We start from the raw sequence: 22,069 nt of genomic DNA on the forward strand, positions 1-22,069 counted from the left end.
AATTGATAAATATTTCGATTCTTAAGACCCTATTATGATATATGGAGATTTTTCGATTGTACTTTTATTAAAGACATTCGGATAAGAATTGATGTGTGAAATCATGTCCAAACAATTCATAAATTTCAATATCAAATCAGACACCATGTTTATATTGTTAAAATTTTTTTAATTCATTAGATTTTTAATAGAACTTAATTAAGACTAATAGATTGGATAGAATAGACTAGATAATAGATTCGGATTAAAATTAAGATTGAATTAGCTATTGATTAAATAAGTAGATGGAAATTGGAATATCTGAATGATTATAGAGAATTGAATTAAAAAAATTAGATTTATATAACTCTTATTAAATGCTTAAATTGAATTAGATTCTATGTAGAGGCCTGATATGTTAAATTACAAAGGAATTTACTATCAAACTCATCCAAAGGTGTATGAACCGGCGGAAGATACCTTTTTATTAGCAGAAAATCTTCAAGTAGAACGAAAGGACCGTGTGCTGGAAATAGGAACTGGAACTGGAATTATCTCAATATTAACATCTAAACTATGCCGCACAGTTACTGCTACTGATATTAATCCCCATGCCATAGATTGTGCTTTAAAAAATATAATAGCCAACAAATCTTACAATGTGGAGTTAAAAAAAGGAAATTTATTCGAACCTGTTGAAGGTGAGAAATTCGACTTAATTTTATTTAATACACCCTACCTACCTACATCTGAAGATGAAAAAGTCAATGATGAACTGGAAGCTGCATGGGATGGTGGTAAAGATGGTAGAAAAGTTATTGATCAGTTTCTGGATGATTTAAGGGATCATCTTAACCCCGGAGGTAGAGTTCAACTGGTCCAGTCATCTCTGTCCGATATTGATAAAACACTGCAAAAATTAGAGGATTTGGGTTTCGAATCATCGGTTACTGCCAAAAAAAAATGTTTTTTTGAAGAAGTGGTGGTTATAACTGGAAAAATGAAGTAGACTCCAAAGTCCTATAGGTATTACAATTAGAACCATTTATACAATTTAATACCATACTCTAAAAACAAAATAACATGGCTGGGGATTGAGGTAGGATAATTTAACTTTATCAGTGGGGGTTCCCTTAGGAAATCCAGCAAGATAGGTGTTGAATGACTTATCAAGATTCCCAGAGTAAAAAACATGGAACCACAAAACTGCAGTTGTGTTATTATTTAAACATTCATTGATTCTTTCATTAACTAAAACAGGTTTATTATTGAAGTTTTTTAACTCTTTTGACATGTTTTCGGGTCGATCAATCATCCACCCCGCGGATGGGTCTGGAATAATTTCAGGATCTGTCATAACATAGAAATCTGTTGATTCTAACATGAACTTAGTAACTCTAAAATGATAACAAATCCATCCTGGCTTTCTATTTTCAAAATCAACCTTTCTGTGCCCATCAGTTTTATTATATTCAGAGTGTGGACAAATTTCTCCCTGATTATTCTGTTCAGATATAGTAGAATTCTCATTTACAGCTTTTATAAAAACCAGAGCGCTGGTGTTAATGTAATTACACATTACAGTTCGGTTTACCACCCACACATCACTTGAAGATTGATTTGTACTTATATTTTTAACTACAATTGGTTCCAGGCACTGATCTACGGGGTAGATAATTAATGTGGAATTACAGTATTCAGGAATCACCTTTCCTAACATTAATAAATCATAAGATTGTTTAAGACGTTCTATTTTAGCTTTGCTTAGAACATTTGGTTTACTAGTCATTTTTGAGGAGTCTATTTCTGCCAACCCTGGTGTAATCCCATTTAATTCCATTAATTCTTCCCAGTTTTCAGGAGAACCCGGAGTTTTAATCAGCATATCTGCACCACTCATGGTAATTCTTTCTAAAGAATGGGCATAGGAATAGTCCTGCATTTTAGAACCTACAATATCCATAGTATTGGCTGAAACCCCCAATATTACTGTTATTAATATCAAAGCCAGCATTAGATCTATAGAAAATACTATCCCCTTTTTATCTTCAGCTAATTTATCCAAAAACATCCCATCACTATTAATCATTGATTTATCCATATAGTGGTAATCCATACTTTTTCCGGTGAGAATCATCGAGAAAAAGGTGAAAATAATGGGTACCATTGTAGAAATAGATGATTTCATGACCATAGTATGTTCCATGACCTGTATCATCGAATATAACATGATCCGGAGAACTGGTAGCCATAGAAGATGATAGATTTAAATAAGGTGAATTAGGAGAGGGTGCTGGTACAATGAATGTTTCCATACCATAATGTGGACATACTCCTTTACCTTCCAGCCTACAGAAAAAACATGACCCATCACTACTTTCGTGATAAAAACCATTATCAATACAATTTTTTAAATTTATTAAATCAATAGAGTTCCCATGAAGACTATAAGGATCATACGGACATTTATTAATATATAATGGGGATGTAGCATTTTCATAAGCTTCAGAATTATTAACACCTCTGGATTTCAGATAATTAGCAAGACTTGACCCGTAAAATATTTTCCCATCCCGGATGCTTACTCCACCATGATTTTTGCACTTGACAAAGGGTAAAGGATCCATAATAGGATATGATCCATTTTTAAGAGAAATATTCTGTTTTAAATCTACTTGGTGTTTAATAGAGCCCTTCTCAACGGTAATGGTGGATTTAATTTCTATTTTAAATGGATCTTGGCTGTTATTCACAGACCACACCTCACATTTAGCCCGGAAACCTTCATGAGAGTATTTAGAACATAAAATATCCATATTACACTGAATATCTTCTTTGATCTCTTTTCTACTATTTTTAAGAGGATTTCCATTGATGACCACCTTTTCTGATTTGTTTTTTAGCACTTCCCGGCCTATGATCGGCAAATTTGTTTCCAAATCCTTTGCTACAAATAAAACATCATCGGAAGTTATCTCTGATTGTTCCATAACTTCCTGCCCCACCATCATGTTAATAAATATGATTAACAGTAAAACAGTGGGTATTATGAGAAGAAACGAAACTATTCCCATGACATAACCTTTATCATCCATGATTCCAACCCTTAGTTTCGTTTTTAACCAACAATAATTATTATTAAATTATATAATTTTATTAATTAATAATAAAGTTTACTATAAGTAATATTTAAGGGATTTAATGGAGTGCTTTAAAACCAAGTAAAAAAAAGTAAATTTTAACTTTGGATATGGAACAAACTATTACTCCTAAATCAGAAGACATTGATAAAAAAAACTAAAAAACTTATTAAAAACATCAGAATTATATACAAAATTATACGAATAAATATCCAATAATAATCCAGATTAATAGAATGTTAATAGAATGCAAATTTTCAAGTAACTCGATGCTGATGAATTTTCTGTTAAATCAAGATCAACCAAAATTAAAGCTTAGCGAGGTAGTAAAATGAAAGATATTGTAAGAGGCTGGCGTCACATTTCACAAAGGTACAATCTCATTGGATCAAAGTGTTTACAATGCGGTGAAGTGTTTTTTCCCATGCGAGTTATCTGTCCTGAGTGCCGGAGGAAAGGGAAACTAGAGGATATCAAATTCAGTGGAAAGGGGAAAATTCACAGTTACTCCGTTATTCACACACCAACCGATGAATTTAAGAATATATCACCCTATGCTGTGGCTATAATTGAACTGGAAGAAGGAGCCAAAGTTACCAGCCAAATTGTGGACTGCGACATTGGGGATATTGAAGTAGGTCAGGAAGTTGAATTAGTGTTTAGAAAAATTAGAGAAGAAGGCGAAGAAGGAGTTATTTCCTATGGTTACAAATTCAAACTCAGACAGTAAGATTGGTGTCCTGCTGGTGGGGCACGGAAGCAGATTACCCTATGGTAAAGACGTTCTAAGCCAAATAGCAGATATTTATCGGATGCAAACTGAACATCCTGTAGAAATAGGATTTATGAATATGAACAAACCATCAATTCCCTCATCCATCAATAAACTAGCCCAGATGGGTGTGGAAAAGATTGTGGTAACCCCTGTTTTTCTGGCTCATGGAGTGCACACTAAACAGGATATTCCCCATATTCTGGGATTAAACAATGGAGATGACACCCAGGGGCACAGCCATGGACATGATCATGGGCACAGCCATTCACATGATGATGAAGTTCAAGAAGAAATTCACTTCCAGGGAGAGATTATATACACGGATCCACTGGGTGCTGACCCCAAAATTGCAGATATAATCAAAGACAGAGTAGATAACGCACTTTAAAGAAATTCTGTCTTTAAATTAAAAATAATGTCTTCAAAAAAATATTTGAATAGGGTAAAATTCGAAAAAAATCTCGAAATATCCCATCTCGGTGAGAAAAAACTTATTAAACGACTCCTTAAACATGGTCGTGCATTTCAACCTAATTCTACTTTTTTTGATGAATCTTATTTTAAAAGTCTCAGTGATGATGCTGCTTTAATTGATTTCGGTGACAAATATTTGGCTGTCACTTCTGACCTTCTTCTGGAATCATCTCATCTACCCCCTACTATGAGTCCTAAAGAGAAGGGTATGAAAGTGGTTACAGTTAATGTTAGTGATTTAGCAGCTATGGGAGCAAAACCATTCGGTTTTATACTTTCTTTAGGTTTGGTTAAAGATCTGCCCCTGGGAGAGTTTGACAAAATCATGGAAGGTGTATTTGAGGCCTGTCAGGATTATGAAATGGGACTCATGGGTGGTGACACTAACCAGGCAGATGAACTCATCCTCAGTGGAACCTGTTTAGGCACTGTGGATAAAGATAAAGTTCTGATGAAGGAAGGTGCAATGCCCGGGGATGTGGTGGCAGTCACCGGCCCCTTGGGTGTGGCTGCAGCAGGATTTGAATTTTTACTAGCTCCACCACCAGTTCAGGAAAAACTCAAAAAGACTCTTAAATCCTCTACACTGAAACTGGTTGAGAAACATGCCCTTGAACCGAAGGCAAGATTGAAAGAGGGTTTAATGCTGGCAGAAACTGGTGCTGTGACCTCTGCTACAGATATTACTGATGGTCTGGCCAGTGAAATGGGGGAGATCTTGGAAGCTTCTGAAAATAGTGTGGGAATTACTATTTTTGAGACCATGATCCCCATAAATCCAGAAACAAGAGAATTTGCATCCCTACTGAACAGGGATGCTCTTGATTTTGCACTTTATTATGGTGAAGACTTTGAACTTCTTTTAACCATCAGAAAGGATGAATTTGAAACATTAAAAGATGAATTCGGGCTTCATCAGGTGGGTGTGGTGACCAGTTCTGGTAAGATGGAAATAGTAGATAAGGCTGGTAAAACAAATATATTAAAGCCCAAAGGTTACCAGCACTTTAATAAGGATTAATTTTATTGATTATTCTTTGATTATTCGGATTCAAATAAGGATTGGAGGGTTATTATCATGAAAAAGGAAGCAATACTTTATGAAAAGCTGGATGGGGCGCTAAACTGCCATGTTTGTCACCGTGGCTGTGTAATATCCAATGGGAAGACTGGTTTTTGTGGTATGCGACAGAACGAAGATGGCACCATGTACAGTTTGAACTATGCCTCAGCCTCCTCAGTGGCAGTGGATCCTATTGAGAAAAAACCCCTATTCCATTTTTATCCTGGAAGCCTTTCATTCAGTTTGGGGAGTGTGGGTTGCAACTTCCGATGCCCTTACTGTCAGAATTGGACCATATCCCAGGCTACACTGGAGGAGATAGGGACCAATGATATCCTTCCAGAGCACGCTATAGAATTGGCCCAGGAAAATCTCTGTGCTTCCATTTCCTGGACCTATAATGAACCCACCATGTGGTTTGAATACACCTATGACTCAGCTAAACTGGCTAAAAAAAATGATGTGAAGACGGTTTATGTAACCAATGGTTATATGAGCCAGGAAAGTCTGGATCTCATCAGCCCCTATCTGGACGCGGCTAATGTGGATTTGAAGGGGATGTCAGATACGTTCTACCAGGAACTGTGCCAGGCCAGACTGGAACCAGTACTGGAAAACATCCAGATCATGCATGATCAGGGAATTCACCTGGAAGTTACCAATCTGGTGATACCCGGATACAATGATTCCCATGAAGATCTCTCTGCACTGGTTAAATTCATGGCTGAGGTGGATGTGGAGATTCCCCTGCACTTTACCAGGTTCTATCCCCACTACCACATGAAGCAAGTGCCACCCACTCCAGTGGAAACTCTGGAGAAAGCTCAGAAAATGGCCACAGAAGCAGGGATTAAATATGTTTATGTGGGTAATGTTCCAGGCAGTGATGGAGAGAACACCCGATGTCCTGAATGCAGGGAACTGCTCATAAAAAGAGATGGATTTACAATCAGGGCTAACCATCTCAAAAAAGATAAGAAATGTCCCGAATGTGGGGCTAAAATTCATATTATGGTTTAATTAACATATTTGCAATATATAACTTCAAAAAAAAGAATTAAGATTTTTAGAAATCTCTAATCAGAAAAACTAACCCTTTCGAACTTCTCCAGCTTATCCAGGGGTTTAGTTGCATCAACACCCATCTTGGTAGTTGTGCCTTCAGGAGTTGCACACGGATCCAGAGATGAACCACGGGCTCCAGGGACTATTAGAATATCATCATCGCCTTTCACCCGGGTGGCTATGGCATACTCAATATCCTCAGCATTAAAGATGTCCACATCCTCGTCCACCACTACACAATGTTTGAGCGAAGGGTGAGCGGCCAGTGCTGCCATGATAACATTTTTTCCATCCCCTTGCGTCTGTTTTTGAATGGATATAGCAGCGTGAAGCCAGCAACATCCCCCTTCAGTGAGTGCAACATTTTTCACAGTGGGCACAGTGTTTTGAACAGCAGTGAATATTCTTGGTTCTTGGGGAAGACCCTGTAGCAGTTTATGCTCGAAGCCAGCAGGCATTATGGCGTGATACATTGAATCATTCCTGTAGTGCATCTGATCCAGTTTGATAACTGGTTCCTGGCGTACTACATCATAGGTGTCTGTGAGGTCAACAAATGGTCCTTCTTCAGCTCTTTCATGAGGTAACATCTTACCTTCAAGGAGTATTTCACATTCAGGTACCTCTAAATCCACTGTTTCACATTTAATAAGATTCATGTTTCCCTGGTGGAAATGGTTGGCTACTTCCAGTTCATCCACGTTGATGGGTACGGATGTGGTGGTGGCCAGTAGGGTGGCCGGGTGCATTCCAATGGCAATGGCCAGTTCCAGAGGTTCATCCAGTTCTTCAGCACGTTTATGGTAAGTGTAAAGGTGTCTGGGAACTATACGGGCGGTGAGACTGTCCTTACCCAACACGAGCATGCGGTGGATGGATGCATTCCGCACTCCTGTTTCCGGATCCTTGGCAATGATCACCCCAGAAGTGATGTAAGGACCAGCATCACGCCGGTAATAGGTGAGTATGGGAATTTCATTGAGGTCTGCTGGTTTGGAAACATCAAAAACATCTTGGACCGTTTTATAATTAGTTATTGGAACGGGATTTGCTGTTGCCTTTATAATTTTCTGGGTTATACCTTCCACATCTGTGTTCAAAGCCCGGGCTATTTTCTCACGGGTGTTGCATATCCCTGATATGACTTTCATATCCGATTCTTTGATGTTTTCCATGATAATAGTGTCTTTTGGATATTTTCTTAAAAATCCAGATGCTTCCAGATTAGTAGATACCTTTTCATCTATTTTGATAATATTAAAGTCATTTTCAAGAGTTTTTAAGAATTTTTGCATAAATTCACCAACTTTCATTCGATATTAGTAACGATAATTTTTATGAGTTTTTTTATGAATTTGTGTTAACCCCCCTTAAATCCTCGGTAAAGGGAAAACTAATTTTTAACATTCCAATCTCTCAAAGACGATTTTTTGCTTTTTTCTTGAAAAATTCCCTCTTATTCTTATAATTAAATATTGGCTCTGTGGAAATCATTTAGTATGATGGGATCACTAATTGAGGTATTATAGCGTAATACTGGAGTGATCCCATGTGTGACTTTGATCCTGACGAACTTATAAAAATTACTACAACCTCTTTTAAAATGGCTAAAATGACCATACCTACTAATTCTTTTATATATATTCAAAGCATAATTTTACACACTACACCAACATATGGAATCAATATGTTTAATGAAACGTTTGAGGCATGAAAATACCGTGAAATTTGTTCAAATTCTAAGAGGATTTCTATAGAGCCAATTTTTCTATTCAGTAGAAGAGTTAATAAAAGCTGAATAAAAAATTCCGGTGCTCCAACGCCATTTTACTCTACTTTTACGGCTCTTAGAAAAAAATTGTAAGGAAAAAAAATAAAAGATAATAAAGCAAGGTTAAAACTAGATTTCCATTTTCAACTACCTTTTACAGTTAATATTCCCCTTAAACCGCATAATGTCCCTTTTTATAACCTCATCACCTATGCTGAGCATTTCAGCAGCGAGTATTGCAGCGTTACCCCCTGCATCGATACCAACGGTGGCCACTGGCACTCCCGGAGGCATGTTCACCATGGAAAGTAGTGCATCCATTCCATCCATTCTTATAGCGCAGGGAACTCCTATAACTGGTTTTTCAGTGTAGGCCACCACTGCTCCGGTCACATGGGCGGAAAGTCCGGATATGGCAATAAATAGATTGGTATCCTTATTCCTTTTAAGGAAGTTTTCAAACTTTTCAGGGGATCTCACTGGGGATATAACCGCAGAATCGTAGGTAATATTCAGTTTATCCAGGAACATGGTGGCCTTCTTAGCCACCTTAATGTCACTGTAACTTCCAGAGATCACTGCCACTTGGGGAGGGTGACGGTTCTCCATCCTTTCACCAGGATGAATGGTGACTTCATCCCTTTCAAGTTCATTTCCAAAGGCTTTTTCATTCTCTTCATCCAAATCAATGCTTATCTTGGAATAATATTTTCCCTTTATTTGGGGGAAAATGCCTTCCTCATCTTCTGCAATTTTAGAATAAAAATCGTTTCTGAATTGTGACAACCTCTCTCTAATATCCTTATTATCAATTCCTATTATTTGAGCCGCCATTATTGCAGCGTTATCTCCCCTATCTATTCCCACCGTTGCTACAGGAGCACCTAATGGCATCTGGACTGAGGCGAAAAGTGCATCCAGTCCTGCGACTTTAACCTCTACTGGTACTCCAATAACAGGTTTATGAGTAATTCCTGCTATTATACCAGGTAGATGTGCTGATAATCCAGCAATACCTATGAATACATCTACACCATTCTTGGTTGCCTTGGTAACTATTTTTTTAACCTTTTCGTGGGTCCGGTGGGCGGAGGCTACTCTCAGATCGTAGTATATTCCCAGTTTTTCCAGGATTTGTGTGGCTTTTTCAGCTATTTTAAAATCTGAAGCACTGCCCAGTATGATCATAACCTTAGGTTCCATGATAAACCTCACTTTTAAGTGATTTATTAGCAACTTTTTATATTTGAATGGATTTTAGGTGAAAACCCATTTACACATAAAAATTTATGCTTAAAAGGGATAATATAGTTTTGTAATAGAGAGATTTAAAGAGTCACTAGATGAATCAGAAGTATTATATAACTTTACATAGTTAGTTAAGGTAACATGTCAGATTTAGAGGTGTAATATAAGTGTCTTGGATTATTCTATTACTAGTTATTATCATCGCTTCGGTGAAAAATAGGACTTCAAAAAAGCCCATGACCGTATCAGTCATATTACCAGCATATAATGAGGAAAAAACTGTTGCTAGTGTGATCCGCGCTGTTCAATCTCTAGATTATGTTGATGAGATCATTGTAGTTAATGATGGTTCACTGGATGCCACCGAAAGAGTGGCAAAAGAAGCAGGTGCAACTGTTATAAGCCACACCAAAAACAGGGGAAAAGGTGCTGCCATAAAAACTGGGTTTAAAAACTCTAAAGGAGACATAGTTGTTTTCCTAGATGCGGATCTTCAGAAACTAACCCCTAAACAAGTGGATAAAATGATTCGGCCCATTTTAAATGGAGAGGCTGATGTTACCAAGACCAAATTTAAAAGAGAAGCAGGGAGAGTTACTGAATTAACAGCTAAACCATTATTAAGCTTTTTCTTCCCGGAGATTAAATTTGAACAACCTCTCAGTGGCCAGTTTGCCGCTAAAAGATCCTTCTTAAATAATATCCAGTTGGAAGATGATTACGGAGTGGATGTGGGGATAGTTTTAGATGCAGATGTGATGGGAGTGCGAGTTAAAGAGGTTGATATTGGTAGTATTAACCATGCCATGTCCTCCCTGTATGAACTCAACATTGTAGCCACTGAAGTGGTGCGAACTATCGTGGACCGTGCCAATACCTATGGCCGCATCACCATGATCGACAGCCTGGGAAGGTCCATAAGAATGGGAGTTTTAGGCCTTTCACTGACAACTCTCGGGTTTTTCTTCCTTTTTTTCATTAAAATTCGCCCTTCCTACGTGGCTCTGTACATAGGGCTGGGCATAATCATTATTGGAATTATAATCGCTGCTTATTATATTATCAAGATCATTAGATCATCCATTAAAACCATTTTAAGGCCAGATGATAAGTCCCGGAACATTAAATCAATCTTTTACATGCACTCACCCCTGATTGTTTCAGGACTTATCATGTTTGCAGTGCTCTTCACCATGCTGGGATCAGTGCACATTGATGAAGGGAAAATATCTGTGGAACCCACTGCACGGAATCTCATATTCCTCAAACAACCAACCACCAACCAAAGTTTTGACATTCGCGGCCCCTACACCGTGGACAGTGCACTGGAAAACGAATATTCTGCGATGCGTTTGCCACAAGATGCGCTTAACACACTTGAATTAGGATATGGAGATCATATTTTTATTAATGGTCAGAGTTATGTCCTGAATCAGTCCATTCCTGGTGAGGAAGAGAATATTATGAGGATACCCTACAATGCTAGAACAGCACTGGGACTTAATGTAAGGGATACCATACGGGATAGTGAACTGCGAAATTTCTTCAAAGATCTATATGTGGAAAAAAACATCCCCCTGGAGAGAGCAGCTAATTTAACTATTACCGAAGGAATGATAATAAAACATACTGCCTCTGATGGAAAAATCATTAACCTGTATCTAAACAATCAAAAAATCGCCACTACTACGGGAATACTCAGGGATGGATCATACAAAATCTATGTCAATGGTTATCTGTATAAAATTATAACTATTGAACCAGGCAGCACCCAAAAAACATTCCTGGTGACTAAAGGAAACAATGTGATTAAGATTGAAGTTGCAGGAGATGCCAAGTCCACTGCAGAATTCCCAACCTCAGATCAAGGAGTTCTATTTTACTTCAACTTACCCCCCCACTAGTTAGAAGGAATAATCTCATCTGAATCATAACTTAAGAGAAGCATAACTAAAGCTTGTAACCTGTAGTACATGAAAAAATTTGATTTGAATGAATAATGAATGAATCTCTTTAAATTTTTTGAATTCTTAAATATTATGTAAGGTCTTAGTCTGCTGAATGACTACAAATCAATGATTAAAAAAAAAAGGATTAAAAAAAAGGGATCAATAATAAACCTTAACTGCCTCTTCAATATCATTATACATCCCGAGGGCAGCCAGGGCACCTATTTTACCCTGAGAACCCGTGACTTCCACTAATTGAACCCCTACAGATTTAGCTACTTCTTCAGCCTCTTCCACAGTTATCATAGACTTTTTAGCTGCCTCCCCATATGATCTGAGTTTTTCAGGAACTCTTATTCCCTCAAGAACTGCAATTGCAGTTTTATCAGATAATGTACCTTTTTTTAAGAGTTTTACTACCTTATGAACCAGTTCATCCTTTTCTCCAGGTTTTACTGCAAAAACAAGGGCTATTCCTACGCAGTTTTGGGTTTTATTAGGGTTGTGAGGGTAAAGCTGGACAGTAACATGATCCAGATATTCGTATCCCTGTCTGGCAAGTTCTGCACCCACATTATGAGCCAATGTCCAGGTAGCACCTTCATCTTTGGTGTCAGTGTCATCAATACCAATAACCACTTTCTGAAGGCGTGGGGTGACTACAGTGGCCCTACCCACCTTAGAACCTCCCCCTATGTCCTTTAATTCTACTCTTTTCACTCCTTCTGCCATTCCCCTGCACATAGCAGCCCCCACTCCAGCACCAGCCAGACCAGCGTGCACCACTTTAACTTCATCTTCCTCCACTGAAACCTCTTCTATTCCCGCTGCATGCAGGCTGGGTGTAAGACTTAAATTGGATTTGCCCGTTTTTACCAGGAATGTGTGTCTGTTTCCATCCCTTTGGGCTTTTAGAACTATGTCGCTACTGTTCTGGTACTGGTAGATCATCCACTGAGAACCGGAGATGCAGGGGTGATATTCCACAATTTCCACCAAATCCCCATCTACCAGGGTAAGAACTTTGTGGTAGGGTGCTATCCACGGATCCTGGAATTTTTCCTTTAAATCCTTGGGAGTGAGTATTTCCATGCTATATATTCTCCAGAATATTTACTTCACTGTCTTCACCGAGAATAAATTGTGAGTGCGTTTTTGTGCTTAAAAGAAAGTGAATTGGATAAAAAAAGTATTAATCCAATTAATTTAAGTCCTGTTTAGTTCATATTTATTTAAGTCGTTCCGTCATTTTAACTGCTGCTTCCACAGCACGTTTGGCATAATCCACTCTTTGATGTGCTTCTAGTCGAGTCATGCCAGGTCCGGTGATTCCCAGTGCCACTGGTTTATCATATTCCAGTGCCAGATCAGCAATTTTACGGGATGCATGCTGCACTACTATTTCATCATGGGAGGTGGCTCCTTCAATTACTGCTCCCAGTGTAACCACAGCATCAATATCATCCTGTTCTAAGAGTTTTTTTATGGCCAGTGGCATGTCGAAAACTCCAGGAACAGCTATTACTTCTGTTATTTCTGATTCTAAAAATTTAGCATGTTCTTTGGCAAGTTCTAACATCATATGAGTGATGTCATAATTAAATTCTGCCACTACAGCACCTATCCTAACTTTTACCATGATTTATACCTCTGTTGTAACTTTAGTTCTTAACTTGGAATCAATAACTCTAAAATAATTCTTTATAATTCTTTATAATTCTTTATAATTCTTTATAATTCTTTATAATTCTTTATAATTCTTTAAGATTCTTTAGAATTTCTAAATTTAAGTTTTTTACTGTTATGAAGTTTTAAATTTAGATATTTTGCTTTTTGAGATTTTAAATTTATGAATAGGCAATATAAGCAGCTACTGAGCTAAAAACCATAAGTAATATTATGAAAATAGCTATCCATTGAGCTCTGTCCATTTTCTTATCTCCTTTAATTAAGATTAAATTCTGAATTTCAAGCCAGGAATTTAGACGCTTCCTTTAGAGTTTCACCCAATATTTCTATTTCTTCTCGAGTGTTGTAGTAATGTATAGATGCCCTGACAGTTCCACCCAATTCGTAAGCTCCAATATGCTTTATTGAAGGAATTGCACAGTGAAATCCGCTCCTGACACATATTGATCTACTTTCATCAAGTATCTTGGCCAGGTCATGGGGATTTATATTATTAATATTGAAGGAAACTATACCATAAATATTTTCTGGACTTCCATAAATAATGGCATTTTCAACTTCCTGTATCTCCTGGTACATTATTTTGGTTAATTTCCTACTGTGTTTCTCAATTTTTTCCATTCCTATTCGTTTAAGGTAATCCATAGCTGCACTCAGCCCAATAACCCCAGCTATGTTTTGAGTACCGCCTTCAAAGCGGGTAGATGCTTCGGTGAGTTGAAAATCTTCCTCTGTAACGTTATCTACTGTTCCTCCACCCAGATTCAAGGGAAGCATCTGATCTTGCAACTGGCGGTTGCAGTACAAAAATCCGGTTCCAACTGGCCCTAAAAAGCCTTTATGTCCTGGAAAAGCCACCATATCAGCCTTTAATTTCTTCAAGTCTATTCTGGTGTGTCCTGCGGATTGGGCGGCATCTAACAGAAATAATATGCCATTATCTGAAGTTATTTTAGAGATTTCTTTCACTGGTTGCACAGATCCCATGGAATTGGATATGTGGCTGATGCTTACCATTCTCGTGTTTTCATCCACTGCTTTTTCAACTTCAGAAGAATCAACTATCCCCTTTTCATCAGCTTTAACCACTTTAATTTCAACCCCCTTCCTCTTCAGGTTTAGCCAGGGCACAAAATTTGAATGGTGTTCTATGTTGGATACAAGGATATTTTCACCTTTTTTGAAATCCAGACCATGAGCCACTATGTTTATGGCCTCGGTGGTGTTTTTAGTGAATATGATTTCATCAGGCTCAGAATTGACAAATTTAGCAATCTTTTCCCTGGCTTCATCAAATTTTTGGGTTGCTTTTACTGTTAAATGATAAGCACCCCTACCTGTGTTGGCATTGTAATTGTAAAAGTAGTCACACATGGCCTCTGCCACTGGCCTGGGAGTGGGAGTGGTGCTGGCAGCATCCAAATATATAAATTCGTCTAAGAGGGGAATGTCCCTTCTAACATCGGCTGTTTTCATTAAAATACCCTTCAAATTTCCTTCCTGAACCTTACCCAGATAAATTTTGCCTTAAATTAGGCGTATTTTTTATATATAATTAATTTGGTGTAGTATATAAAAATTTTAAAAATTAAACTGGAAATGAAGTTGAGTAGTATTTATGATTGAAAATAAAAGTTAAAACCCTCAAAAAAAAAATAAAGAAGAAGCTTTAATAATTTTTTAAGCTTCAAGCTTCCTTCTGACTTCTGCAGCCATTTCCATGGTGGATGCATTACCACCCAGATCCCTGGTGACGACTTCACCCTCGGCCAGCACTTCTACCAGGGCATTTTCCAGCCTGCGTGCTTCTTCGTTTTCTTCCAAGTAATCAAGCATTAAAACTGCAGATAAAATCATTGCCGCCGGATTGGCAGTTCCTTTGCCAGCATGACTTGGTGCAGAACCGTGTACTGGTTCGAATAATCCCTGTTTTTCTCCAATATTGGCTGAGGGTATTAATCCTAGCCCTCCCACCAGTCCTGCACCTTCATCAGAGAGAATGTCACCGAAGAGGTTGGTGGTTACTATTACATCGAACATTTCTGGTTTGGTGATGAAAAACATGGCAGTGGCATCCACGTAACGGTCATCCAGTTCCATGTCAGGATAATCTTCTGCAACTTTATAGAATATTTCCTTGAAGAGTCCGTCGGTTTTTTTAAGGACATTGGCTTTATGCACGGCAGTGACTTTTTTTCTGCCGGTTTTTTTAGCATACTCAAAGGCAAATCTACATATCCTTTCGGAGGCTTTCCTGGTTATGACCCTGGTAGCAGTTGCTCCTTCTTCAGTTTCCTCTTCCAAACCAATATAAAGTCCCTCTGTGTTTTCTCGGACTATCACAAAGTCCAAATTATCAAATAGGCAGTTAGTACCTGGATATGATTTAACTGGTCGCAGGTTAACGTAGAGGTCAAGTTCCTGTCTCATTTTAACTATAACATCTGCTGCGGATTCACCGGCTGCTCCGAAAAGACATGCCTGTGATGCTTTTACTATGTCCACGGTTTCCTGAGGTAGTGCTACACCAGTTTTTTCCATGTATTCATCTCCGGCTTCTGCAAATGTGTAATCAAACTCAACATCTATTGCTTCTAACACATGGAGGGCAGCCTCCATAACCTCTTTACCTATCCCATCCCCAGGTATGACTGAAATTTTGTACATATTTATTCACCTATTAAATTCACCTTATTTTATCAATTGCATCCTCATAAATCCATAATCTTTTTAATTTGCTTGGAAACCATTCAAGCTTCTTTAATTTCATCCATATTCTCTTTGAGGTAAGGAATAAGTCCCCCTTCCTCTAGAATACCTAACATAAAGTCAGGGAGCCCTATTATTTTAAATTCCTCGCCGGTTTTCAAGTTTTTAATGATCCCCTTCTCCATATTTACTTGGATTTCGTCACCTTCATCAACATTTTTAGATATGTTTTTGGATTCTAAGAGGGGTAGGCCCACATTTATGGCGTTCCTGTAGAATATCCTGGCAAAGGACTCAGCTACTACTGCAGAGATCCCGGCACCCTTTAAAGCTATGGGTGCATGTTCGCGTGAAGATCCGCAGCCGAAATTCTTCCCTGCAACCAGAATATCTCCTTCACCAACTTTTTTATGGAATTCAGGATCTAATCCTTCCATAACATGTTCTGCCAGTTCTTTCTCACCGGTTAATATCAGATACCGTCCAGGGATTATTATATCAGTGTCTATATCATCACCAAATTTCCATACCTTTCCTTTAAGGATTTTATCCATTATTACACCTCTTTAGGGTCTTGTTATCATCTGCTTTGATGTTCTTTTATATGCAACATTATCTGGGATCGGTTATGGCGCCTTTAATGGCTGATGCAGCTGCTACTGCGGCAGAACTAAGATAAACTTCTGCTTCTGGACTTCCCTGTCTTCCTTTGAAGTTCCGGTTGGAGGTGGATAGACTCACTTCTCCGGGTCCCAGGAGCCCTACATGGCCACCTAAGCAGGGTCCGCAGCAAGGGTTGCATACTAAAGCTCCAGCATCCACGAATATGTTCATAAGTCCTTCATCCAGTGCCTGGCGGTAAACTTCGCGTGAAGCAGGTATCACCAGCATGCGCACATCATGGGAGACCTGTTTTCCTTTTAGGATTTCTGCAGCCACCCGGAGATCATCCAGGCGCCCGTTAGTACATGAACCTAGAAATACCTGGTCTATGGGTGTTCCATCCACTTCACCCACTGATTTGACATTATCAACGTTGTGGGGGCAGGCAATTTGAGGTTCCAGATCATCCACATCGAGGTGCATGGTGGTCAGGGACTCTGCATCATCATCGGTTTTGAATACTTCGTATGGTTTGTTTGTGCGTCCTTTAAGGTAGTTGATGGTCTTATCATCCACTTCCACCAGACCGGTTTTACCTCCCATTTCTATGGCCATGTTGCATAGTGCCATCCGGTCTGATACTGACATATCCATGGTGGTTGGGCCTCCGAATTCACAGGCCTGGTAGGTTGCACCATCTGCACCAACCTGTCCAATTATATTCAGTACCACATCTTTTGAGTAGACGTATTTATCCAGCTTTCCTTCTATCTCGAATTTTATGGTTTCAGGGACCTTGAACCAGAGTTTTCCAGTGGCAAAGACCATGGCCATGTCTGTTGATCCGATTCCAGTGGCGAATGCCCCTAATGCTCCGTGAGTGCAAGTGTGGGAGTCTGTTCCAACTACTACTTCGCCAGGGACCACGTGCCCCTTTTCTGGTAGCACTTGGTGACATACCCCCTCCCTAACATCATAAAAATTCTCTATTCCCTGTTTTTCCACGAATTCCCTCATGGTTATGTGGTTTTGGGCTGCTTCCAGTGAGTCGGCTGGTACCTGGTGGTCGAATATCACCACGATCTTTTCCGGATCCCATACCTGTTCCACCCCAATTTTCTGGAATGATTCCACAGATAGTGGTCCGGTTAGATCATGAGTCATGGCCACATCTATGTTGGCCATCACAATATTACCTGCTGCGGTTTCTTCTAATCCTGCTGCTTTTGCAAGTATTTTCTCTGCCATGGTCATTGACATGTGCGAACCTCCTTTTATAATGAAATGTATTTAAATCAAATAATCTTGATTGATAGAAAGATCTTTTTGATTTTTAATTGATTAAAACTGCCTAAAATGCATATTATCTCCTATAATCTGGAAACTGTAATTTTATTTACAATATTCACGAAATTTTCAACTTCTTCCGGGTCTAAAATCTTCAAAATTTTTTTAATTGTATCTTTATGTATCTGTTTGTGCATTTCCATTATTTGATTGCCTTTCGGAGTTAGTTCTAGGAAATAGAAACGTTTATCGTCCTTGGACTGTATTTTGTTCACAATTCCCAGATCAATTAACTGGTTTATAGCCACGGATACTGTTGATTTTTTAACATCCAAGGTTTTTGCTAGTTCTGAAACGCTTATTCCTTCATTTTTATCTATTAATTCAATGTAGTATAGTTGTCGTAATGTATATTCCTTTAAATCTCCACTTCGAAGTTGTGTTTGGAATTTTCTCATTAGCTTGCTTAATTTATCCATTGATTCAACCAGTTCAAGCTCCCGGTTCATGAGTTATCACCCACTTGAATATATAGTTTTATCTAACTAACTATTATAAAAAGTTTGCCCTACTAAACAAGATCAAGAAATCATCCCATAAGCAAAGTTAAAAAGAATATAAAGACACTATATTTATTTCTGCAACCTCTTCTGGAAAATGAAAACCTGAAAAGTTACACTTAAAGGTATCCCGGATAATTGAATCTGATTACTTCTCACAAGCTCGGACTAATTACATTATCATATCCACATAAACAATTAATTGAGAACCCCATTTAGTAATAAAATATATATATAATGTAATACTTACAGTTATATTGAGTATGATAGATCATTTAATAATCGAGATCTAAGAGAGATGATGGTGAGGGAAATAAAATGAGGGAAATTAACCAAGAGATAAAGGACGAATATGAGAAGATCAAGGATAAAATCTCATATGAAGAATTTTTAGAAAAAATGGAAGAATATAAAAAAGATAACGCTGATGTAAGCTTTATTGATGATATTAGCATAGCCCATATGGTTGTGGGCGATTATATTACAGAAAAAAATGAACCCCTTGAAGAAAAAAAAGAATTCTGGCAGATAAAAGATTTGCAGGCGGGCACCCATCACGTGAACCTCTTGGGAAGAGTAATGAACATTTCTAATGTTAAAAAATTCACCAGCAAGAAGGGACGTGAAGGGAAATTAGCCAACCTGATCCTTGCTGATGCCACCGGCAGGATAAGAGTTGTTTTCTGGACAGAAAATATTAAACTACTCAAGAAATTTCAGGAAGGAGATGTAATAAAAATAGATGATGTGGAGGTAAAACAAGGATTTCGGGAAGACGAAGCCCACTTAAACGCACGATCTACAATTAAAAAACTTGATCCAGAAGATTACCCTGATTTACCCCCATATAACTCTAAAATAACGCCATTAAAAGAAATTAAAGGTGACATGGAAGTAAATGTAGTTGCCCGCATTATTAGAATTCCCAGAATCCGTTCTTTTGACCGTAATGGTAAAGAAGGAAAGGTTGCGTCCCTGGAATTGCAGGATGAAAGTGGAAGCATGCAGTTCACCTTGTGGAACAATGACACAGCCCTCATAGATGATCTTGATTTAAAAGAAGGTGACGCTATCAAAATACTAGGAGCGCAGAGCAGAGTCCGCAATGGAGAGATATCATTAAGCCACTCCTGGATTGGTAGAATTGAAAAAGGAGACTTTGATGTTCCAGAATATGAGGAAAATATTCTGAAACTAGGGGATGCCCATGAAATGAGAAATGTTACTCTGTTAGGCCTGGTAAGCAAAGTTTACGACACCATAACCTTTGAAAGAGACGATGGAACCACTGGAAAAGTTAGATCCCTGGAATTGGAGGACGATACCGGGGCTATCCGGGTGACGCTGTGGAATGAAGATGCAGAAATAGAGGTCAAAAAAGGAGACATAATGAAAATCATTGGAGGTAACATTGAATTTGATGATTATTCTGGCACCAACTACCGGGTTAACACCAATTGGAACACTAAACTCATAATAAACCCGCCAATTGACCCCAAAATGAAAGAAGTTTTGATTGAAGTGGGTAAATATATAAAACCCATAAAAATCGGGGATTTGAATAAAATTGAAGATGATGGAGAAGAAGTAGATGTAGTTGGCCGGGTAGTAAATCTATATGAACCCAACGAATTCCAGAGGGATGATGGAACTACTGGTTTGGTAAGAAGTGCTGAACTTGCCGATGAAACTGGAATGGTAAGGGTTTCCTTGTGGGATAGTAAAGCAGAACATCCCCTGAAAGAGGGAGATGCTCTGAAAATAGAAAATGCACGCACCCGGCTGGGAGACTATCAAGTGGATCTGAGTGTGGGCAGAACATCCAGAATAATCAAACCCACTGAAGAGGAAATCTCCCAATTACCATCCCTGAAAGATGTTGAATCAATGCTATACCAAACCAAACAGATTGAAGAACTGGTTGAAGGAGATCGGGATGTCAGCGTCATTGGCAGGATTCTAAGCATGAGCGAACCTAACCAGTTCACTAAAAGCGATGGTAGCTCAGGGATTGTTCGTTCGATGGAAATAGCTGATGAAACTGGAGTGGTGAGAACTTCACTGTGGGATGATCAGGCCAATTCCCCCCTTAAAGAAGGAGAATTAGTTAAAATTGAGAACCCCCGGGTTAACTTAAGAAATGATCGTATTGAACTCAGCGTGGGTAGAACAACCCTTATAACTAAACCCAAAGAAGATGAAATCTCTATTCCCACTTTAGAAGAAATCCAGGAAAAATTATATCCCTCTAAAAAGATTGAAGACATTGAAGAAGGAGATCAAAATATCAAGGTCAGTGGCGAGGTTATTGACATTCGGGGAAATAAAATACTCTTTGAAATGTGTCCCAACTGCAACAAGAGAGTTAATTGGGTGGATGACTCCTATATATGTGATATCTGTGGTGAAGAAATTGAAAAACCCAAAATGCTGATGATCATCGGACTCGAGGTGGAGGACGACACTGGCAACATAACTATTACCTTCTTCCGAAAATCAGCAGAAGAGGTTTTGGGAATGACCACCCCGGAAGCAGAAGAAATCATAGCCGCTACTGGAGACGAAGGATCACTGGAAGAAAAAGTAGGTGATCTGGTGGGCAGAAACATCACCGTAATCGCTGATGCCAACTATGATGAATACAATGAGGAAATTCGACTAAATGCCAAGAAACTGGTGGATGTGAAACTTTAATTACCTGAAATGGAAGATTAATGAGTAACAGCATATATATTTATTCCGTTTAAAACTCGAAAAGAACAAAAATTATTTATGATAAACCAAGTTCAAGAAGGGAGATTATAATATGGTGGAACTGGAAGACTTACCAAGTGTGGGGGAAAAAACTGCTCAGAAACTTAGAGATGCTGGTTTTGCAGATATGATGCGTCTGGCCACAGCTACAGCCAAAGAACTAAGTGTTAAAGCCGAAATTGGTGAAGGTGTGGCGGAGAAGGTGATCGAGGCTGCTCGCAAGGCCGAGCAAATTGACTTTGAAACTGCCCTGGATGTGATGGAACGCCGGAAAGACGTTGGAAGGATAACTACTGGCAGCACAGGAGTTAACGAATTGATTGGCGGAGGTATAGAAACCCAGGCAATTACCGAGGTTTTCGGAGAGTTCGGATCTGGTAAAAGCCAGATATCACATGAAATAGCCGTGACCGTGCAGTTACCCCCAGAAAAAGGAGGTCTCAGTGGAGAATGTGTTTATATAGATACTGAGAACACCTTCAGACCTGAAAGAATAGAACAAATAGCTAAAGGTTTTGAACTGGATGTTGAAGAAGTTTTAAGCAAGATTCACATTGCAAGGGCCTTTAATTCCAGCCATCAGATACTGATGGCAGATAAGGTTAACGAACTCATACAGGGTGATGTGAATATCCGTCTGGTGATTGTAGATTCACTCACCGCCCACTTCCGTGCTGAGTACGTGGGAAGGGAGTCCCTGGCCACCCGCCAGCAGAAGCTAAACCAGCACCTGCACACCTTGCAGAACATTGCCAACACCTACAATGTGGCGGTTTTTGTTACCAACCAGGTGCAGGCACGTCCCGATGCCTTCTTCGGCAGCCCTACCAAGGCTATTGGAGGTCATGTCTTGGGACACGCTGCTACCTACCGGATCTGGCTAAAGAAAGGACTGGCAGGTAAACGTATAGCCCGCTTGGTGGACAGTCCGCACCTCCCTGAGGGTGAAGCAGTGTTCAAGATAGCAACTGAAGGGATTATTGACTAAATTACCTTCTATCCA

General features: G+C 38.9%; 19 protein-coding genes. 8 read left to right on the forward strand and 11 right to left on the reverse strand.

Annotation, left to right across the window (positions count from 1 at the left end):
- Positions 1–394: 394 nt before the first annotated feature.
- Positions 395–988, forward strand: a complete 594-nt coding sequence (locus HVN35_10085) for a methyltransferase (GenBank protein NYB52889.1) — start codon at positions 395–397, stop codon at positions 986–988.
- Positions 989–1,033: 45 nt separating this feature from the next.
- Here the strand turns inward: HVN35_10085 and HVN35_10090 are convergent, their stop codons facing one another.
- Positions 1,034–2,050, reverse strand: coding sequence for a hypothetical protein (locus HVN35_10090; GenBank protein NYB52890.1), 1,017 nt, complete (start codon positions 2,048–2,050; stop codon positions 1,034–1,036).
- Between the two features lie 22 nt (positions 2,051–2,072).
- Positions 2,073–3,074: a hypothetical protein gene (locus HVN35_10095; GenBank protein NYB52891.1), complete on the reverse strand. Its 1,002-nt coding sequence runs from the start codon at positions 3,072–3,074 to the stop codon at positions 2,073–2,075.
- Between the two features lie 376 nt (positions 3,075–3,450).
- Here HVN35_10095 and HVN35_10100 point away from each other — a divergent pair, with 376 nt between their 5' ends.
- Genes HVN35_10100 through amrS form a run of 4 tightly spaced genes read left to right on the forward strand, consistent with a single transcriptional unit; the run spans position 3,451 to position 6,451 of the window.
- On the forward strand, positions 3,451–3,849 hold the full coding sequence (locus tag HVN35_10100) for a Zn-ribbon domain-containing OB-fold protein (protein ID NYB52892.1): 399 nt from the start codon (positions 3,451–3,453) through the stop codon (positions 3,847–3,849).
- Positions 3,821–4,282, forward strand: a complete 462-nt coding sequence (cfbA, locus tag HVN35_10105) for a sirohydrochlorin nickelochelatase (GenBank protein ID NYB52893.1) — start codon at positions 3,821–3,823, stop codon at positions 4,280–4,282. The genes HVN35_10100 and cfbA overlap by 29 nt, the downstream gene beginning before the upstream one ends.
- A gap of 27 nt (positions 4,283–4,309) precedes the next feature.
- Positions 4,310–5,389, forward strand: a complete 1,080-nt coding sequence (thiL, locus tag HVN35_10110; GenBank protein NYB52894.1) for a thiamine-phosphate kinase — start codon at positions 4,310–4,312, stop codon at positions 5,387–5,389.
- Positions 5,390–5,446: 57 nt separating this feature from the next.
- Positions 5,447–6,451: an AmmeMemoRadiSam system radical SAM enzyme gene (gene amrS, locus HVN35_10115; GenBank protein NYB52895.1), complete on the forward strand. Its 1,005-nt coding sequence runs from the start codon at positions 5,447–5,449 to the stop codon at positions 6,449–6,451.
- 56 nt (positions 6,452–6,507) lie between these two features.
- Here the strand turns inward: amrS and HVN35_10120 are convergent, their stop codons facing one another.
- Both HVN35_10120 and purE read right to left on the reverse strand, forming a co-directional pair.
- Entirely contained in the window at positions 6,508–7,791 is a 1,284-nt protein-coding gene (locus HVN35_10120) for a UbiD family decarboxylase (GenBank protein NYB52896.1), read from the reverse strand.
- A 623-nt stretch (positions 7,792–8,414) separates the two neighbouring features.
- Positions 8,415–9,470, reverse strand: coding sequence for a 5-(carboxyamino)imidazole ribonucleotide mutase (gene purE / locus HVN35_10125; GenBank protein ID NYB52897.1), 1,056 nt, complete (start codon positions 9,468–9,470; stop codon positions 8,415–8,417).
- 212 nt (positions 9,471–9,682) lie between these two features.
- Between purE and HVN35_10130 the strand changes: the two genes are divergently transcribed.
- The gene (locus tag HVN35_10130) at positions 9,683–11,419 is read left to right on the forward strand and encodes a glycosyltransferase (protein NYB52898.1); all 1,737 of its coding nucleotides are present in this window, start codon (positions 9,683–9,685) and stop codon (positions 11,417–11,419) included.
- A gap of 204 nt (positions 11,420–11,623) precedes the next feature.
- Here the strand turns inward: HVN35_10130 and HVN35_10135 are convergent, their stop codons facing one another.
- From HVN35_10135 to HVN35_10165, 7 genes are all read right to left on the reverse strand, one after another.
- Positions 11,624–12,556: a DUF1743 domain-containing protein gene (locus tag HVN35_10135; GenBank protein NYB52899.1), complete on the reverse strand. Its 933-nt coding sequence runs from the start codon at positions 12,554–12,556 to the stop codon at positions 11,624–11,626.
- Between the two features lie 136 nt (positions 12,557–12,692).
- Positions 12,693–13,103, reverse strand: a complete 411-nt coding sequence (locus HVN35_10140) for a 6,7-dimethyl-8-ribityllumazine synthase (protein ID NYB52900.1) — start codon at positions 13,101–13,103, stop codon at positions 12,693–12,695.
- A gap of 329 nt (positions 13,104–13,432) precedes the next feature.
- Positions 13,433–14,629, reverse strand: a complete 1,197-nt coding sequence (locus HVN35_10145) for a cysteine desulfurase (protein ID NYB52901.1) — start codon at positions 14,627–14,629, stop codon at positions 13,433–13,435.
- Positions 14,630–14,833: 204 nt separating this feature from the next.
- Positions 14,834–15,820 carry an NAD-dependent isocitrate dehydrogenase gene (locus tag HVN35_10150; GenBank protein ID NYB52902.1) on the reverse strand — a complete coding sequence of 329 codons (987 nt, stop codon included), beginning with the start codon at positions 15,818–15,820 and terminating at the stop codon, positions 14,834–14,836.
- A gap of 83 nt (positions 15,821–15,903) precedes the next feature.
- Positions 15,904–16,416 (reverse strand): 3-isopropylmalate dehydratase small subunit, encoded by a 513-nt coding sequence (locus tag HVN35_10155; protein ID NYB52903.1) that lies wholly within the window; start codon positions 16,414–16,416, stop codon positions 15,904–15,906.
- Positions 16,417–16,474: 58 nt separating this feature from the next.
- Positions 16,475–17,725, reverse strand: a complete 1,251-nt coding sequence (locus HVN35_10160; protein ID NYB52904.1) for a 3-isopropylmalate dehydratase large subunit — start codon at positions 17,723–17,725, stop codon at positions 16,475–16,477.
- Between the two features lie 110 nt (positions 17,726–17,835).
- On the reverse strand, positions 17,836–18,261 hold the full coding sequence (locus HVN35_10165; GenBank protein NYB52905.1) for a MarR family transcriptional regulator: 426 nt from the start codon (positions 18,259–18,261) through the stop codon (positions 17,836–17,838).
- Between the two features lie 369 nt (positions 18,262–18,630).
- Between HVN35_10165 and HVN35_10170 the strand changes: the two genes are divergently transcribed.
- The gene (locus HVN35_10170) at positions 18,631–21,006 is read left to right on the forward strand and encodes a replication factor A (GenBank protein NYB52906.1); all 2,376 of its coding nucleotides are present in this window, start codon (positions 18,631–18,633) and stop codon (positions 21,004–21,006) included.
- Between the two features lie 112 nt (positions 21,007–21,118).
- The gene (gene radA / locus HVN35_10175) at positions 21,119–22,054 is read left to right on the forward strand and encodes a DNA repair and recombination protein RadA (protein ID NYB52907.1); all 936 of its coding nucleotides are present in this window, start codon (positions 21,119–21,121) and stop codon (positions 22,052–22,054) included.
- The last annotated feature ends 15 nt before the right edge of the window (positions 22,055–22,069 follow it).

It is taken from the genome of Methanobacteriaceae archaeon (assembly GCA_013403005.1).
GTDB lineage: Archaea > Methanobacteriota > Methanobacteria > Methanobacteriales > Methanobacteriaceae > Methanobacterium.

What these genes read in the sequence shown, in the direction of transcription:
- HVN35_10085 (NYB52889.1), top strand. Translation starts at nt 395, where the DNA reads ATGTTAAATTACAAAGGAATTTACTATCAAACTCATCCAAAGGTGTAT.
- HVN35_10090 (NYB52890.1), bottom strand. Translation starts at nt 2,050, where the DNA reads ATGTTTTTGGATAAATTAGCTGAAGATAAAAAGGGGATAGTATTTTCT.
- HVN35_10095 (NYB52891.1), bottom strand. Translation starts at nt 3,074, where the DNA reads ATGGATGATAAAGGTTATGTCATGGGAATAGTTTCGTTTCTTCTCATA.
- HVN35_10100 (NYB52892.1), top strand. Translation starts at nt 3,451, where the DNA reads ATGAAAGATATTGTAAGAGGCTGGCGTCACATTTCACAAAGGTACAAT.
- cfbA (NYB52893.1), top strand. Translation starts at nt 3,821, where the DNA reads ATGGTTACAAATTCAAACTCAGACAGTAAGATTGGTGTCCTGCTGGTG.
- thiL (NYB52894.1), top strand. Translation starts at nt 4,310, where the DNA reads ATGTCTTCAAAAAAATATTTGAATAGGGTAAAATTCGAAAAAAATCTC.
- amrS (NYB52895.1), top strand. Translation starts at nt 5,447, where the DNA reads ATGAAAAAGGAAGCAATACTTTATGAAAAGCTGGATGGGGCGCTAAAC.
- HVN35_10120 (NYB52896.1), bottom strand. Translation starts at nt 7,791, where the DNA reads ATGCAAAAATTCTTAAAAACTCTTGAAAATGACTTTAATATTATCAAA.
- purE (NYB52897.1), bottom strand. Translation starts at nt 9,470, where the DNA reads ATGGAACCTAAGGTTATGATCATACTGGGCAGTGCTTCAGATTTTAAA.
- HVN35_10135 (NYB52899.1), bottom strand. Translation starts at nt 12,556, where the DNA reads ATGGAAATACTCACTCCCAAGGATTTAAAGGAAAAATTCCAGGATCCG.
- HVN35_10140 (NYB52900.1), bottom strand. Translation starts at nt 13,103, where the DNA reads ATGGTAAAAGTTAGGATAGGTGCTGTAGTGGCAGAATTTAATTATGAC.
- HVN35_10145 (NYB52901.1), bottom strand. Translation starts at nt 14,629, where the DNA reads ATGAAAACAGCCGATGTTAGAAGGGACATTCCCCTCTTAGACGAATTT.
- HVN35_10150 (NYB52902.1), bottom strand. Translation starts at nt 15,820, where the DNA reads ATGTACAAAATTTCAGTCATACCTGGGGATGGGATAGGTAAAGAGGTT.
- HVN35_10155 (NYB52903.1), bottom strand. Translation starts at nt 16,416, where the DNA reads ATGGATAAAATCCTTAAAGGAAAGGTATGGAAATTTGGTGATGATATA.
- HVN35_10160 (NYB52904.1), bottom strand. Translation starts at nt 17,725, where the DNA reads ATGTCAATGACCATGGCAGAGAAAATACTTGCAAAAGCAGCAGGATTA.
- HVN35_10165 (NYB52905.1), bottom strand. Translation starts at nt 18,261, where the DNA reads ATGAACCGGGAGCTTGAACTGGTTGAATCAATGGATAAATTAAGCAAG.
- HVN35_10170 (NYB52906.1), top strand. Translation starts at nt 18,631, where the DNA reads ATGAGGGAAATTAACCAAGAGATAAAGGACGAATATGAGAAGATCAAG.
- radA (NYB52907.1), top strand. Translation starts at nt 21,119, where the DNA reads ATGGTGGAACTGGAAGACTTACCAAGTGTGGGGGAAAAAACTGCTCAG.